Source organism: Coleofasciculus sp. F4-SAH-05 (assembly GCF_040222985.1).
Lineage (GTDB): Bacteria > Cyanobacteriota > Cyanobacteriia > Cyanobacteriales > Coleofasciculaceae > Coleofasciculus > Coleofasciculus chthonoplastes.
Map to the genome: position 1 here is coordinate 1 of NZ_JAVKBY010000168.1, position 16563 is coordinate 16563.

The window sequence follows — 16563 nt, forward strand, 5'->3', positions numbered from 1 at the left end:
CTTTTCGCCCCTTCTACCACGATGCCTGTAGACAAGACGGCTAGCGCCTTTATGCCTAAATCGACTCCCACTACAGGGTGAGGTTTGGGGCGGTATACTTGCTCATAGTCCAGTTTAAAGCTGATGAACCATCGGTCAGCCCCCACACCCCCAGCCCCACACCCACCAGAGGAGAGGGGAGCCGGAGTTTCTAGTTCCCCTTCTCCCTCGATGGGAGAAGGGGTTAGGGGAAGAGGGTGAACAGCCTAAAGGCTTACCAGTATTGGTTTTTGCGTAATGAACTTAAAATTTATACCCTGCAATCCGGTCAATATCAGCAAGTTTCTACAAGTCCCACATTGCCAATCCTCAATTTAGTCGCCGAGGTACTTGAACAAAGTATCACCATTGGCAGAAGTCCCGCCTTACGAGCCTTTCGTCAGACCATTCAAACCCAAAAATCCCAACTCTAGCTGAAACCCCAAAACATAATAACATGGCAATTAGTAACCACGAACGAGTCGGTAGAGCCTTAAACTTACTGCGAGATGGACTCTATCCCTTCATTGAGCGAGAGATGAAAGCCAACTTTGGCGAGCGGTGGTTGAGTGCTGCCTCTGCTTGTCTTCCCGACCATTACGTGGCGCGTCGTGAGGTGAAAGATGTCCTCAAGGAAGATGTTTCTGCCTTACTGATGGTGATGTGGGAACAGTGGAATAACGTCTTCCGCAATACCCTGGGACGCTCCGAACGCAGCATCGTCAGCGAACTGCGGGATACCCGTAACGACTGGGCGCATACTAGCACCTTCTCCACCGATGACGCTTACCGCGCTCTCGACAGCATAGCTCGCCTCCTCTGTGCCATCTCAGCCACTGAAGCCGATCAAGTCGAAAAGCAGAAACAAGAACTCTTGCGGGTTCGCTTTGAAGGTCAAGCCCGTCGGGAAACTCGCCGTGCGGCTGTGGCTCCCACTGTCGGACAGCCGATGTCAGGATTAAAACCCTGGCGCGAAATTACCACCCCTCACCCCGATGTCGCCTCAGGGCGCTACCAACAAGCTGAATTTGCCGCTGACCTGTGGCAAGTTTACCTGGATGAAGGCTCCGATGAATACCGTGACCCCACAGAATTCTTCCGGCGTACCTACCTGACCGAGGGACTCAAGCAACTCCTGAGCGGGGCATTACTGCGCCTAAGTGGAAAAGGCGGCGATCCGGTGATTGAACTGCAAACCAACTTTGGTGGCGGTAAAACCCACGCCATGCTAGCACTGTATCATTTGTGCAATGCCTTAGCGATCGCGGATCTCCCTGGCATGGAACCCATCTTCCAAGAGACTAGCTTGACCAAACCCCCCCAAAACGTCAACGTCGCCGTCCTTGTGGGGAATAAACTCCAGCCCAGCGGTATCGCCTCCTACAAACCCGAACACAAGAGCCAAAACCGTCCTTTGATCAAAACCCTCTGGGGTGAATTGGCATGGCAACTCGGCGGGTTAGAGGGCTATGAAATCGTTCGCAATGCCGATGAAACCTCCACCAATCCGGGCGATGCCCTCAAGGTACTCTTCAACCGCTTTTCCCCCTGTTTGATTCTGATCGATGAATGGGTCGCCTATGCTCGACAATTACACGACCGCAGCGATATTGCTGGTGGCAGTTTCGACACCCAGTTCACCTTTGCTCAAACCCTGAGCGAGTCGGCTAAAAACGCCAAGCAGACTTTACTCGTTGTCAGTATTCCATCCTCTGATATTGAAATCGGAGGAGAGAGAGGCAAAGAAGCCCTTGATCGCCTCAAGAATGCGATCGGTCGCGTCGAGTCCCCTTGGCGACCCGCCAGCGCTGAAGAAAGCTTTGAGATCGTGCGACGGCGGCTGTTTCAGATCGCGGCTGACCCCAACCTCTTTGTCCAACGGGATGCTGTGATCCGGGCTTTCTCAGAAATGTACCGCACTCAGAGACAGGAGTTTCCCGCTGAATGCAAAGAAGGCGACTATGAGCGACGGATGCGAGACGCCTATCCGATTCATCCCGAACTCTTTGATCGCCTCTACTCCGACTGGTCTAGTCTGGATAAATTCCAGCGTACCCGTGGCGTGCTGCGCCTGATGGCAAAAGTGATTCACTCCCTCTGGGAACGCAACGACCAAAGCCTGCTAATTATGCCAGCCCACGTCCCCATGGACGACTCCCAGGTGCAGTCCGAACTAACCCGCTACCTGGACGATAACTGGATTCCCGTTATTGATAAAGACGTAGACGGCCCGAACTCCCTACCCCTGGCGCTAGACCGACAGAACCCCAATCTAGGGCGTTACTCTGCCTGTCGCCGAGTGACTCGCTCGATTTACATGGGTTCTGCCCCCACTCTACGAGCAGCCAATCGCGGACTGGAAGACCGCAGAATCAAACTCGCTTGCGTCCAGCCTGGAGAAACCGCCGCCACCTTTGGCGATGCTCTGCGCCGTCTCACCGACCAAGCCACCTACCTCTACATCGACGGTAACCGCTACTGGGTTTCAACCCAACCCAACGTCAACCGCACTGCCCAAGAACGAGCTAATCAATACCAGAGCGATCGTTACAAGGTTTGGGAAGAAATCATTAAACGACTAAAAAATGATAAGTCGCGCAATGAGTTCAGTGCCGTCCATATTGCCCCGGAATCAACCGCAGATATTCCCGATGACCCCAGTTTAGGAGTGCGTCTCGTCGTGCTTGCTCCCCAGCATCCCTACAGCCGTCTCAGCGACGATACCTCCGCTCGCCAATGGATTGAAGATGCCCTAAACCACAAAGGAAGCAGTCCTCGCTACTACAAAAATACCCTGCTTTTCCTGGCTCCAGACAAAGCCAAAATTGAGAACCTAGAGCGGAATGTCGCTCAATACCTCGCCTGGGAGTCGATTCTCGCTGACGACAAGAAGAAAACCCTGAATCTCGATAACTTTCAGCGGAGTCAGGCAGAAACGAAAAGGGATGGAACGAACAAAGATGTTGATAATATTCTCAACGATACCTATCAATGGCTCTTAGTGCCGATGCAACCGGATGCCCAAGGCGGTATCGAATGGAAGGAAACGCGGCTGCAAGGTCAAGACTCACCGATCGCGCGAGCAAGCAAAAAAGCTGTCCATGAAGGCGATCTCCTTGACAATTACGCCGCGACAAACCTACGCCTAGAAGCCCTAGATAAGTTCCTCTGGCGAGAAACCAACCATATCGACTTGAAGCGCCTCTGGGAGTACCTCACCCAATACCTTTACCTGCCGCGATTGAAAGACCAAAATGTCCTCCTCGAAGCCATCCGCAATGGCGTTACATCAACGATTTGGGCGGATAACTTCGCCTATGCTGAGGGATGTGACGAGGAAACGGGAAAATATCTCGGTTTGCTAGCGGGAACGGGAATAACGCCTAGAATTAGTCCGCAAAGCTTGCTCGTCAAACCAGACATTGCCCAACGACAGTTCGACGCCGAACAAGCTCCGACATCTACAACCCCTAATGGAAAAGGAGTGACAACAACGGGGACAGAATCGGGTGATGGCTCGCCCTCTGGTGATGAAGGAACGATTGGTAGCTCCGGCGATGGATCGGGAGGAAGCCAAACTCCTGTACTCCGGCGGTTCTATGGTAACGTTGAAATTGACGCCATGCGGGTGAATCGAGACGCTCCCGCGATCGCGAACGAGGTAATCCAGCACCTAACCGCTTTGCACGGTGCAAAAGTCAAACTCACCCTCGAAATTGAAGCAGAAATTCCTGAAGGGGTGCCTGATGATGTCGCCCGTACCGTCATGGAGAACTGTCGGACACTTAAGTTCAACAGCCAATCTTTTGAGCAAGAGTAACGGATGACCACTCATGACAAATCCTGATCAAACGATTGGTTATATACCCCCTGATTATCTAGAGTTCTACCCCGAAACGTTAGCACGAGAGGAAATTTTATCAGTACGTCAAGAGAGACAATCTAAATTATTCGCCTCTCAAGTGAGTCAGTACCGAGAAGCGGTGCAAGCGGTTCAGGACATCCAGAGTGATTGGTATGACTTCTCTGATGCCGTGGTTAAAGTAGGTCATGCTGAGGAACTCACAACCGAACAAAAACAGCGATTATATCACTCGTTGCAAGCCTTTTGCCCTTGGAAAAAGGGACCCTTTGAACTGTTTGGGATTACCATTGATGCCGAGTGGCGTTCTGACTGGAAATGGGCGCGAATTTTGCCCCATATCCAGTCTCTGAAAAATCGGCGGGTGGCGGATATTGGCTGTCACAATGGTTATTTTATGTTTCGCATGGCGGATCAGAAACCGGAATGTGTAATTGGGTTTGAGCCAGTTCCTCAGCATTTCTGGAACTTCCAGCTTATCCAAAACATTGTTCAGCAACCAATGCTGACGTTTGAGTTATTGGGGGTTGAGCATATCGATTTTTATCCCAATTTCTTTGATACAATTTTTTGTCTAGGAATTCTTTACCATCATCGAGATCCGATTAATTTATTGGGCAAACTGCGACAAGCGCTAGCACCAAAAGGTGAAATTATTATTGATTGTCAAGGAATTACTGGGGAACTTCCTGTGGCGTTAACTCCCCGCAAGCGCTATGCTCAAGCACGGGGAATTTGGTTTTTGCCCACCCAATCTTGTTTGGAGAATTGGCTAGTACGGGCTGGCTTTAATCAGATTCACTGTTTCTTTGCCCAACCCTTGTCTGTGGAAGAACAGCGCCGCACGTCTTGGGCAACCATCGATAGTTTACGCGAATTCCTGAATCCTGATGATTTATCTGTAACGATAGAAGGGTATCCCGCACCCTGGCGCTATTATGTAATTGCTCATAAAAATTAAATCAGATTTTAGGGGTTTTCATGAGCGTTAAACCTAACAACTTAGCACGATAACTACGGAACAACCGCTTTTTTCTTCAAAGAACGCCTATTGCCTATTGCCTATTGCCTAGCGCGTAGCGCTAAGCTGTCATGCATTTAAATTGGGTATTAGTAGCGAGCAAGATGCAAAGCCTGCGGCATGGCTTCGCTTAACGCACCACAAGGCTTTCGCCATTATTGATATTAAGGTTTAAATGCCGAACAGCTTATATCTCAGGTTGGCAACAGCAAATCAACGTCCAACAAAAAGATAGTTTTTGCTCCAGAATCTTGAGGGATTACTGCCACATGACGGGCAATATTCACCGTATCAGAACGACGATAAGATTCCGGTAAAAGCCGAATCGCTGAAAGTGGTACATCTATTAAAATAGGCGCGTCAGCGACAGGAATACCATAGAGTTCACCCGTTTTATTTTGCATCGTTACCAGATATCCTCCCCCATTGGCAGCTTCCGGTAAACTCTCTTTGAAAAAGCGCTGATATAAATCGATAACCGTAATTTCTTCTTCGCCAGAGTGGGTAACTCCCACCTGATTCATCCCACTCCCATGAACAGGGGCGCGATTCAAGATTTTGTAGACGGATTCAATTGGTAATGCTAGATTCAAGTTTCCCAGGGTAAAAAGAATTAATTTTAATATTTGTTTCGTTTCTTTTGTCGTTTTTTCGGCAAGTACGGATTGATTTTCTTTTGATTGAGTATTCATGAGATTACTGTTCATGACAAAAATTATTATTGAGACAACAAAAATTACAGTCGGTGGAGAGGGCGCAGGTCGGTCAGTGGTGTTCTTACTTTTGGTCGGGATCTGGAAAACCTCTCTCCAAACCTCTCTCCTACAAGGAGAGAGGCTTTGAATTCTCCCCCATGGAACTGGCTTCCCCCATGGAACAAAAAGCGAAGCATCCTTTGGTCTCCCCCGTGCCAAAAAAGCGAAGCATCCGCTGGCTTCCCCCTTTTTAAGGGGGACGGGAGGGGGATCTAAAAGGGGGACGGGAGGGGGATCTAAAAGGGGGACGGGAGGGGACAGATCTTGCAGAGTTTTAAGCTTAAAATGACACAAATGCACGTCGTCACCTAATGACAAATGACAAATGACTAATGACTAATGACAAATGACAAAGGACAAATGACAAAGGACAAATGACTAATGACTAACAAGACTATTTTCGCGGATGATGTCATTCAGAGATCCCACAAACTCTTGTTCCAAATAAGGCTTAGTAAAATACCCACTCGCTCCCAACTGCATCGCTAACCAGCGATGTTTCTGACTGCTGCGAGAGGTTAACATGGCAACGGGAACCCTTGACAATTGTGGATCTTGACGCCGTTGACTGAGAAACTCAAACCCATTCATATTCGGCATCTCAATATCACACACCACTAACTGCACCGATGCACTTTGCTGCAATTGTTCGATCGCCTCTCGCCCATCCCGCGCTTGTAATACCCGAAAACCCGCCCGTTCCAGGGTTAACGCTAGGGTTTGTCGCAACGCCACCGCATCATCGACAATCAAGATTGTCGGTACTTGCACCGTTCGGCTGAGAGTAGTTGTATCCCCTGAACCCATCGCCGTTTCGTCGGAAGGCGCTTTCGGTACAGGCGTCGCCGTTGGCGTCGTTGATCCGTGGGCAAATTCCAACAGCGCGATGCCATCAATTACTGGAATTACACTCCCATCCCCCAAAATCGTACAGCCGTAGGTATAACTAGGGGGAGAAATTGCCGCCCCAAAGGGTTTAATCACCAATTCTTGTTCTGTAACCAGACGCTCCACTTCCACAGCAAATACCTGCTGATCCTGGCGCAGTATCAACAGGGGTAATTGCCATGTATCGGGTGCAGCCACTGAACTTAAGGCTTGACTGGTAATGCTTTCGGGTAAGGGGCGCTGATAGTCCAACAATTCCCCTAATCGATACGTCGGTACTAATTGTCCCCGCCAATGGAGAAACCGTTGCGCCCCGGATTTTTTCACTTGGTTGGCTTTGGGAATAATAATTTCTTCGATACTGTCCGAGGGTAACGCTAACACGGTTGTCCCGATAAAACAGACCAATAATTTAGCGATGGTTAGGGTTAAGGGTAGACGCAACGTAAACGTCGTACCGCCTCCTGGCGTGGAAGTTACAGAAATTTTACCTTTTAGCGATCGCAACTGAGTCCGCACCACATCTAAACCCATCCCTCGTCCCGATAACTGACTCACTTGCTGGGCGGTGGAAAATCCTGGCTCAAAGATAAATCCCCACAAATGCGCCTCTGAGATTGTCGCTAATTGATCACGGGATACTAATCCCAACTCAACCGCCCGACGCCCAATTCGCTCAGCATTTAACCCTTGACCATCATCCCGAACTTCGATAATCGTTTGACTTCCCTTGTGATACGCCCGAATCTCCATTTGTCCCGATTCCGGTTTCCCCCGTTGATGCCGGATCTCAGCAGACTCAATTCCATGGTCAAAGGCATTTCGCAGTAAATGCAGCAACGGATCATATAGCTTTTCTAACACCGCTTTATCAACCAGAACTCCTGTTCCGGTTAACTTCAAATTCACCCGTTTGTGATACGTGTTAGACAGTTCTCGTAATACCCTGGGAAACCGATTCAACACCTCCCCAATCGGTAACATTCGCGCCCACATCAACTCATCCCGCAAGTGGTTGAGCATTTGACGCTGCTGTTCTGTAGTTTGATCGGATTTCTTGGCAAATAGGGCGATATCATCAACAGCTTCTTCAAGCTGCACCATCTCCTCTAAAATCCCTTGGATTTGGGAATAGAGAGCGCCGTAGCTATCCATTTCCAAGGAGTCAAAATCCGCTAATGTCTTCATCGTTCCATCCGGGGAGCGATCCGAGTTCTGAAATCCCAGCGATCGCCCATTACCGCCTTGGGGAATTTGACGAGCCTCCGCACCCGCCATCGTCCCATAGCTGTACCGTTCTGGCGCAACTAGCATCTTATCCGATAAATTTTGCAATTGATTCACAATCTGCCCAAATCGCCCAAATCGATCCAGCAAGGCTCGCACAGAACCCTGTAATTGCTGATTCTGGAGGGATAAACCATTGCGGTTAATCGCTAATTCCCCCACCAAGTTATTCATTCGTTCCAGTCGATCTAAATCTACCCGCACGGATAGAGTCTGCGTGGGGGCGGGTGAACGGGGAGGAGTCGATGTAACGAGATTGTTGCTCGTCAGCTGATTGGATGAAGACGCGGTGAGATTACGCTGATCCGATTGATTAGACACCAACGAATTCCCCTGAAACAGGGTTAATTGTGACGCCTCTTCCAGGGAGGGAAGTTGATCAAAAACTTGCTCAATCGATTGAATCGCAACATCCAGATTGATCGGTTCAGTCGGAACTAATGCAGAGGTTTCGGGTACAACATCCGCTTCGACTTCGGTGACAGTTTCGGGAGTTGCTTGGAGGTGATCCTCTATCTGGGCGAGGATAGAGATTTCCTGGTTAACCTCTTGTGTCTCTAAAATCTCCTCACCTTCAGACGTACCAAAAATATCGTCTAACGAAGGAATGGATGATGGTGATTCTGCTGTGGCTGGCAGGTTATACAGTTCAGTCTCTTGAGAAAACAAATCGGCGAGTAAAGGAAGCATTTCTGGTGACGCCGCGATCGCATCCTCCTCGGCAAAGGCTTCAATCGGTTGCCCAACCGACTCTTCCATGTCCACCGAAACCTCGGTTGACGGTAGTTCCAATCCCCAATCACTCGCTTCCCACTCACCCGAAACTGTCGAAGTTGCTGGAGATTCGGCGAGGGCAATTAAAGCCTCAGAAGGACTTCCTCCCGTCGTCTGTTCACCGGAGAGAACAGCTTGGCGGCTAACTTCAAAATCAGCCAGTGCCAATTGGGTAATCTCTACAACCCTTTCGGGGTGAACCTCTAGCGCCTGTTGAGCCGTTTGTGCGATCGCGCCAAATCCGGGCAAGTTTAAGAACTCGGCAAATCCAGCAAACACTTCAAGTTGGGCGCGTAATTCTCCAGCTACTTCATAGTCTTGAGGATTCGCTACCACGGTAGCAAAACGTTCCAAGCCTTCCGCGACATCGACTTCAAAAATAGACACCGCCATATTGATCCCCAATTCAGCAGAACTGGGCATATAACTATCCGCCTGAGTCAGAGCATCTCCCAATCGTGCCTCAATTTGGTCAAAAATGGGAGTCCCCGTGGATATAGCCGCCTCAGCGTTAAAGGAACCGGTGGTAATTTGCGATTTCAGCGGCACACTCAGACAGTCATAAGCTTGCAGCAGTTTATTCTCTAGCTCAACGTCAATATCGACCGTATCACTATAAAGTGCCTTAAAGATATTTTCCAAGCGGTGAGCTAGAGCCGCAATTGCCTCTAATTCAACACTGGCTGCGCCCCCTTTTAACGAGTGAGCCGCTCGCATTAATTCATGAACTTTGGCAGTGCTGCGCTCATCTCTCAGGTTTAATAACCCGGTTTCTAGGATTTGTAAAAGTTCCGGCGCTTCGGCAATAAAAAACTGATAGGCTTGGTCACGAATATCGGGATTAATTGCCATATTTTCGTCCTTTGTCCTTGGTCATTTGTCCTGGGTCATTTGTCCTGGGTCATTTGTCCTTGGTCATTCGTCCTTGGTCATTCGTCTTTGGTCATTCGTCTTTGGTCATTAGTCATTCGTCCTTGGTCACAGTTTCTTGATTGCGTGGAAACTGCTATGCTTAGCTAGAGCCTAGTTTTATTAGCGAGGGTGTACAGATGTCCAGTAAAAGATTCCAAGATTTACAGGTTTACCAGTTGGCAGAACGATTAGCTAATGAAATCTGGACAATTGTGAACAACTGGAATGGTTTTGCTAGAGATACCGTAGGCAAACAGATTGTTCGCTCAACGGATAGCATTGGTGCAAACATAGCAGAGGGAGTAGGGCGAGGAAGTTTTCAAGACAATCGGCGATTTATTCGGATCGCTAGAGGCTCTTTGAATGAAACGCAACACTGGTTAAGACAAGCGTACATTCGTAACCTATTAACTGATGGACAAGTAGATACACTCAAATCAATCATTGATGAACTCGCCCCAAAACTCAACGCCTACCTAAAATCAATTGGTGATCACCCTAGTTCCAATCAACAAATGACGAATGACAAATGACAAATGACGAATGACAAATGACGAATGACAAATGACGAATGACAAATGACAAATGACTAATTCAACTTAAACTGACCCACCTCTGCTTGTAACGCTTGCGCCACTTGTCGGAGTTGTTCAAATGAGTACGATACATCACTAGCTCCTGTGGATGTTTGAGCCGCAATATTTGCCACCTTTGTCATTGTTTCCGTCACCGATTCAGAGGCTCGTGTCTGAATTAATGTGGCTTCGGTAATCGCTTCAACCAGGTCACTAATCTTGTTGGATACAGAGGTAATCTTGTTCAGAGAGGCACGAGTTTCATCCACGAGTTTTGTACCCATAACCACCTGTTCTGTCCCGGCTTCCATTGCGGTTACCACCTCGTTAGTTTCCGCTTGAATTGCCGCCACCAGCTTTTCAATTTCGCTAGTCGCATTGGCAGACTGTTGAGCCAGCGATCGCACTTCGTCGGCAACCACCGCGAACCCTCGTCCTTCTTCCCCGGCGCGGGCTGCCTCAATGGAGGCGTTGAGCGCCAGCAAGTTGGTTTGGGCGGCAAAGGTGCTAATCAGGTTAACAACCGTGGAAATCTTTTGGGAGGATTCACCCAAGTGCTTGACTTTTTTCGCTGTTTCTGCTACAGTTTCGCGGATGGCGAGAATCCCGTCTACAGTACGGTTCATCGCCTGGTCTCCTTCTTGTACCATCTCACCCGCTTCTTGCACCGCCGTTAACGCTTGTTCCGCGTTCGCCGCAACCATTCGCACCGACTGAGCCATTTCCTGGGCGCGGTCAAGGGCGACAGAAATTTCTTCGGCTTGATTCAACGCTTCTTCGGCGAGGGATTGAACCGCCACTTCATTACTGCTCGTGGTATCCACCACTTGACCCGCCGCCGCCTGCACCTGGTTAACAATTTTCCGTAGGTTAGCAACGGTGGCATTATAGGAATCTGCGATCGTACCGATTTCATCTTCGGTGACTCGGGCGCGAATGGTTAGATCCCCTTTACTAATCGGGTCTACCTCCTTGAGCAGTTCTAAGGCTCGCTGTTGCAAACTCTCTTTTAATTGACGCTGTTCTTCCGCCAGGTTTCGGGTTTGGTCAAGTAGGGTGAGTCGGTCAAGGGATAGTCGCATCTGGTCAGCTAAACGCTGGAGGAAATCGATTTCCCCAGGGTGCCATTGGTGGAGCTTCTCGCAGTGGTGAACACTAAGTAAGGCAAAGGGTTGACCCTGAGACAGGAGTAAAACATCCAGGGTAGACTTAACTTCCAGATGTTCCATAAATTTCATCTGTTCAGGCGCTAACCCAGCGGTGGCAACATTCGTAATTGCCACAATCCCGTCATCACTGTGAGTCGCTAGCTGTTTTGGTGATAGGGGGGGATATTTGATATTGCTATTGAACCCATGAAACTGACCCGCAGTAACTGATTCAGCCACCACCTCGCCACTGCCATCGGTGTTCAGACTATAGATAATCACCCGATCCGCCTGATAGATTTTGCGAGCATTGATCACGGCAATGTCGAAAATATCTTGAATTGCTTGGGCGTCAAAGGAACGGACACTGGTAATTTCTGCCAACAAGTTTGCCTTTTCTGCCGCCAGGGTTTGTTCCTGCACCAAGGTTCCAAGCTGTTGAGCCATGTCGTTGATGTTTTCACCCAAGACAGCCATTTCGTCCTCCCCAGCCACATCTAGACGAGTATCCAAGTCTCCCTGACCAATTTTGGTCACCGCGTCGGCTGCACTCACAATCGGACGTGTGGCACGGTTGGCGATGGTAGCAGCTATCGCGGATACGAGTAAAGCGGTGAGCGCTGTACCACTGGCTAGGGCAAGCAGTAACTGGCGCTGCGGTTCAAACGCAATCTTGGTTGGTGTCGCCACAGCCGCACTCCAAGGTAGTTTTTGCATCCCTTCTAGTTCGTGTAAGGGAGCATAAGCTAACAAGTCTTGACTGTTATCAATCGTGTCAGTTGTCAGAGTACTTCCTGGTTTGCCTGCGGTTTTCAATTGCTCAAAATCAGGAAATACTTCTGAGGCTTGTTTTTTCTGCTTCTCCACTTGGTTGGATACGAAAATTTCGGCGTCGCCCTCAGACAAGTCAATCAAGTGGTATTGGTCACCGCCTGCGGCGAAATTGGAAATCAAGTCATCAAGGGCTTCCACAGGCATACGAGAGCGAATCACGCCAATTAGCTTACCTGTAACATCTTTAATGGGTGCAGCCGCATGGACAACAAATGTGCCACTGGTGTTAGAGATTGTGGGGTTGCCAATATAGGGTTGATCAAGCTTGAGGGCATTTTGAATGTAATCGCGATCGCTGTGATTAGGCAGAGGATCTCCCTTAGATTGCACAATTACATTGCCCTTGAGATCAAACACAGCAATGCTGTCATAGATTTTGTAGAACTCGATGTAGTTATCAAGAGTGGCTTGTTTTTGAGCGAGAGTGGTTGATTCAGCCAATTTGGGATCAGTGAAAATTTGCAGATTTGCCAGAATCTGAATATCCCCGTACCGTTCCCGCATGAAACGAATTACCTTATCTTCCATCCCTTCAGCACGAGCTATTTTAGCGGCGGCAATTTCTGTAGTAATTGCTCGGTCAGCAAAATAGTAGGCGGTGATTCCGGTTACCAGTACGGGCAACGTACCAATAATGATTGCCAATGCGGTGGCTTTATTTCGTAGATTCAGCCGTTGCCACCAAGAGGTTGATAATTGTGGATTGAGAACAGTTGGAGTTTTTGCCTTATATCCTCCCCCATCAGGTTCTAGTCGTTTGAGAGCGTTTGAGGTTTGAGTTGAGAGGCTGTGATCAGAAAAGGGATAATCCTTGAGTGCTGAACCATTATCATTAGGTGTCAGCTTGGAAGTAGCACCGTTATTATTTGTGGAGTTTGTATTGGATGATGTTTGAGTCATGATATGAACCTCGTCGTTGAACATCAATAGGGTGCCAGAGATACTACTCAACTCATCCGCAAGCCAAAAGAAAGCCTTGCGTTGGGTTAAGCAATACCGAATAGAGTTATGAAATTAAGCTAAATTTTGGGCGCGATAGTTGTCAGCCGTCGTCAATTGGCTGATTTTGAGAAATGTTTGATAGATGCAACTCTTGGTTGAAAGGATCTGGCTAACTTGACACCTCGCCAGTTTGACAAATGACAAATGACAAATGACAAAATTTACTGAATTTTGGGCATGGCTTCGGTAATAGCTGTGCCATCGAGAACGGCTAACATCTCACCACTGGATTTCACCCAATATCCCCGCAAAAATGGTGCAAGTTCGGGAGTGACGGGAGCAGAGGGTGGGGATTGAATCCCATCGGGGTTGCACCATTCCATATCTTCGATGCGGTTAACCACAAGTCCCAGCATCTGGCTTTTGACTTGGGTAGAGGTTTGTGATGGGGAACGAGTATGTAAGACAATTGCTGTGTAATTTGAAGCACCGGTTATCTGCTGATACCAAGGTGTGAGTCCCACGAGATGTCCGATATCCACCATCCAGAGAATCTCACCCCGCCAGTTATACACACCCATCACCCAAGCGGGTGTATGAGGAATGGGTACAATCTGACCAATCGGAATATGCAACACCTCCGTCAACTGTCTAACTGACAACAAAGCCGTTGTATCGGGTAGCAGATGAAACCGCAAAAACTGTTCTGTGTTGCTAGCGACAGCCGCAGGCGATCGCGCTTGAATCTGCATGGAGGATGAGAAGCGGTTTTGAGTTGATAAACTGTCAGACATGGTAAGGAAGTATGTAGTAGGCACTTTAGTGCCATTAGTATCAACTTAAAGTAAAGAACTCTTAGAGCGGGGGTGTAGGGGCGGGTTTTACAGATAACATTTTGCACCAAACTGATAACTTGAATAAACCCGCCCTTCAAAAGAGCTTATTCGCACTAAAGTGCTGACTACGAACCCTTTTAATTAGGTGCGAATGAGCTGTTTAACCGTTCGGACAAGCTCATTTTGATCCACGGGTTTAGCCAGGTAAGCATCTGCTCCCTGTTTCATCCCCCAGAATTTATCCATTTCACCTCCTTTTGTCGAACAAATAACAACAGGAATATTGCTAGTTTCAGCCGCCGTTTTTAATTCACGGCAGACTTCAAAACCACTGCGACCCGGTAGCACGATGTCTAAAATAATCACATCCGGTTTTTGCGTGCTAATTTTAGCCAAAGCCTCTTCGCCACTATGGGCGACCAAGACATTGATACCACCTTGCTGTAAGCAACTGGTGATAATTTGCATATCCGTTGAGGAATCTTCAACAACTAGAGCTGTTCCCATGGTAATTACCTATCTAATGAATACAAAGGAAATTGGTCAATGATAGTTATTGTTTACTTCATTTTTAATCATCCTAGAAGGAAGGATGAACGATGAAGAATCAATAAACACCCTGTTTTATATGTTTATGGAGTACCGTGAGCAAATTCCTGGAATTTAAAGGTTTGCTCAAGAAATCCGAGGCTCCAACAAATTTGGCGTGAAGTCGATCGGCTGCCCCATCTTTTCCGGTTAAAAAGACAATCGGCGTGTTTTGAAAACAGGACAGTTTGCGTAATTGAGTACAAAGCTCATATCCGTTGACATTTGGCATCACCAAGTCTAAAAAGATTAGATCAGGTTTGCGTACCAAAAGGGTGGGAATGGCTCGCAAGGCATTTTCTACACCAATAAATCGGTAACCTGCCGCCCCGATTACTTTTTCCATGGTGTGAATCACCCAACGACTGTCATCTACACAAGCAACCAGAGATTGGGTTGAGATTGCGCTTTTGAGCGGTGTTTTTGGTACATTTGCTTTTCCAGAGGTGGGCGTAATACCCGTGGGATAAGCTTTAACCCTCTCTTTCCCTGGCTCTACGCGCCTTGATAAAACTTGCCGTGGCGAGACGTGCCGTGGCTCGTCTCTACATTTTTCTCTGCTTTCCTGCTTGTCAGCACCAACATTTTCTCTATTCCTTGCCGTATTGGGAGTGGGTGCTGGTAAATCGGGAATATTAGTCAGTTCTACCCAGCCTGCTTTCAGGTAAGGCATTAACGCTTGAGCAATGTCCACAACATGCCGACGCTGTTTTACGGCTAAGTCACGTAATGTATGGTGTCCATCGAGTACGTTTGTTAACGTTTGGTAAACCTCGGCGGAACGGTTGTTTCGTAACTGTTCCGGTTGTTTAATAACCGGAGCTTGATTGGGAGAATAATCCGCAAGCTGGGCATTGTGCCAAGTTTGCCACAGAGATTGGACTTGTGCGATCGCTTGATTAATTTCAATCAAAACCAGTTTCGTGGGTAACGAATAATTATGCTGGATTTGATGGGTTATTTGCTTCGCTTGCACGAGATCGAACACCACCTCAGTAAGCACAGCACGAATCATATTGGCGGCTTGTTCGGGAGTGATTCGTCGCTGCTTGACCCAGAGACACAATAGCTGATAGTCCCAGCACGTTTTGGAATTGATACTGGCTATATCGCGCTCAATTGTGTCAGGATGAGTCAAAATTTGAGGGCAGTGAATAGCTAAATTGCGTTGCCACCGTCTCACAGGATGAACTCCTCCTGTGGCATAAAGGATACCGCCTAGGTGCAAAAAAAAGATCCATTGGTGTCCCTTGGGAACGTTCAACACCAGTTCACCGCTAAACTGAAATCGCTGCAAGGTTCTAAGAGACCGAACTTGCTCTAGGGAAGAGAGCGTTGAAGTTGAGATTGCAGAGGGAATTTGTCTAGCCGTCATCGGTTTTTTGCTATGACTAAGGGATTAACAAAAGCCAGAAATGTCTAATAATGTCGGTGTTTTATACCCGTATTAGACTTCAGTCGCTTTTGAAGGGAACATCACCCTGAAACCTTCGTTAGACAAAGTGTTTTCGTCTAAAAAAGACTACCTTTGCTAACTCTCATAAGATTTTGAAATTTCTCTATCAGGGAACTAAACAGGAGTGCAATCACTACAGCACTCTGAGCGATATCAGACCTGGGATTGTAGATGCTGGTCTGATGAATGAACACCCTGTATCCCTACAATTAAGCTTGGAGTTCTTCAGCGTTATGCAATGAAGCCGTTGGCGCATTCAGTCATCCAAAACCTTAGAGATTCAAAATTAGTCAATCGCGAGTGGTAGAGGTCCCTACTTGGCTCAACTCTTTTTGGGGAGAATTAAAATGTGCAGTTGGTTGGTTTGGCACGTTTGACTCCTGATCGGTCAGAGTTGAGTTTTTTGGCGTTGTCTTACACGTTAGACAACCTGTAATACAGACTAACTTACTTCCGTATGTTTGTCTAGAGGACTCGGAGATGAAGTGACTATTTTAGGTAATTTTTCGACAAAGCTTTACAAAAGACTCAGACCAATGACCAATGACCAATGACCAATGACCAATGACCAATGACCAATGACCAATGACCAATGACCAATGACCAATGACCAATGACCAATGACCAATGACCAATGACCAATGACCAATGACCAATGACCAATGAC

Annotated in this window: 12 protein-coding genes and 1 pseudogene; 6 read left to right on the forward strand and 7 right to left on the reverse strand. The window is 47.9% G+C overall.

Annotation, left to right across the window (positions count from 1 at the left end; translation table 11 throughout):
* Positions 1-140 (reverse strand): annotated as a pseudogene (locus tag RIG27_RS20400) (RNA-guided endonuclease TnpB family protein); the annotation flags it as partial.
* A 96-nt stretch (positions 141-236) separates the two neighbouring features.
* Here RIG27_RS20400 and RIG27_RS20405 point away from each other — a divergent pair.
* From RIG27_RS20405 to cmoB, 3 genes are read left to right on the forward strand one after another with little or no spacing between them, the layout of a single operon-like run.
* A complete protein-coding gene (locus RIG27_RS20405; RefSeq protein WP_446348167.1) occupies positions 237-452 on the forward strand; it encodes a hypothetical protein in 216 nt (71 codons plus the stop codon).
* A gap of 23 nt (positions 453-475) precedes the next feature.
* Positions 476-3838, forward strand: coding sequence for a Swt1 family HEPN domain-containing protein (locus tag RIG27_RS20410; RefSeq protein ID WP_446348169.1), 3363 nt, complete (start codon positions 476-478; stop codon positions 3836-3838).
* A gap of 13 nt (positions 3839-3851) precedes the next feature.
* Positions 3852-4841 (forward strand): tRNA 5-methoxyuridine(34)/uridine 5-oxyacetic acid(34) synthase CmoB, encoded by a 990-nt coding sequence (gene cmoB, locus RIG27_RS20415; RefSeq protein WP_446348171.1) that lies wholly within the window; start codon positions 3852-3854, stop codon positions 4839-4841.
* A gap of 254 nt (positions 4842-5095) precedes the next feature.
* Here the strand turns inward: cmoB and RIG27_RS20420 are convergent, their stop codons facing one another.
* The gene (locus RIG27_RS20420; protein ID WP_446348173.1) at positions 5096-5593 is read right to left on the reverse strand and encodes a chemotaxis protein CheW; all 498 of its coding nucleotides are present in this window, start codon (positions 5591-5593) and stop codon (positions 5096-5098) included.
* Positions 5594-5606: 13 nt separating this feature from the next.
* On the opposite strand from RIG27_RS20420, the gene RIG27_RS20425 reads away from it, so the two are divergent.
* A complete protein-coding gene (locus RIG27_RS20425; RefSeq protein WP_446348175.1) occupies positions 5607-5744 on the forward strand; it encodes a hypothetical protein in 138 nt (45 codons plus the stop codon).
* Between the two features lie 290 nt (positions 5745-6034).
* On the opposite strand, the gene RIG27_RS20430 is transcribed toward RIG27_RS20425, so the two are convergent.
* Complete coding sequence (locus tag RIG27_RS20430) at positions 6035-9457, reverse strand: response regulator (protein ID WP_446348177.1); 3423 nt, start codon at positions 9455-9457, stop codon at positions 6035-6037.
* Between RIG27_RS20430 and RIG27_RS20435 the strand changes: the two genes are divergently transcribed.
* Together RIG27_RS20435 and RIG27_RS20440 are read left to right on the forward strand one after the other, a co-directional pair.
* Positions 9451-9597, forward strand: a complete 147-nt coding sequence (locus RIG27_RS20435; RefSeq protein WP_446348179.1) for a hypothetical protein — start codon at positions 9451-9453, stop codon at positions 9595-9597. The two genes, RIG27_RS20430 and RIG27_RS20435, sit on opposite strands and share 7 nt — an antisense overlap.
* 57 nt (positions 9598-9654) lie before the next feature.
* On the forward strand, positions 9655-10050 hold the full coding sequence (locus RIG27_RS20440) for a four helix bundle protein (RefSeq protein WP_446348181.1): 396 nt from the start codon (positions 9655-9657) through the stop codon (positions 10048-10050).
* Between the two features lie 56 nt (positions 10051-10106).
* On the opposite strand, the gene RIG27_RS20445 is transcribed toward RIG27_RS20440, so the two are convergent.
* The 4 genes from RIG27_RS20445 to RIG27_RS20460 form a co-directional block, all read right to left on the reverse strand.
* A complete protein-coding gene (locus RIG27_RS20445; RefSeq protein ID WP_446348183.1) occupies positions 10107-12974 on the reverse strand; it encodes a methyl-accepting chemotaxis protein in 2868 nt (955 codons plus the stop codon).
* Between the two features lie 263 nt (positions 12975-13237).
* Positions 13238-13810, reverse strand: a complete 573-nt coding sequence (locus RIG27_RS20450; RefSeq protein ID WP_446348185.1) for a chemotaxis protein CheW — start codon at positions 13808-13810, stop codon at positions 13238-13240.
* Positions 13811-13993: 183 nt separating this feature from the next.
* On the reverse strand, positions 13994-14359 hold the full coding sequence (locus tag RIG27_RS20455; RefSeq protein WP_446348187.1) for a response regulator transcription factor: 366 nt from the start codon (positions 14357-14359) through the stop codon (positions 13994-13996).
* A 100-nt stretch (positions 14360-14459) separates the two neighbouring features.
* Positions 14460-15815, reverse strand: a complete 1356-nt coding sequence (locus RIG27_RS20460) for a response regulator (protein ID WP_446348189.1) — start codon at positions 15813-15815, stop codon at positions 14460-14462.
* Positions 15816-16563 lie beyond the last annotated feature (748 nt).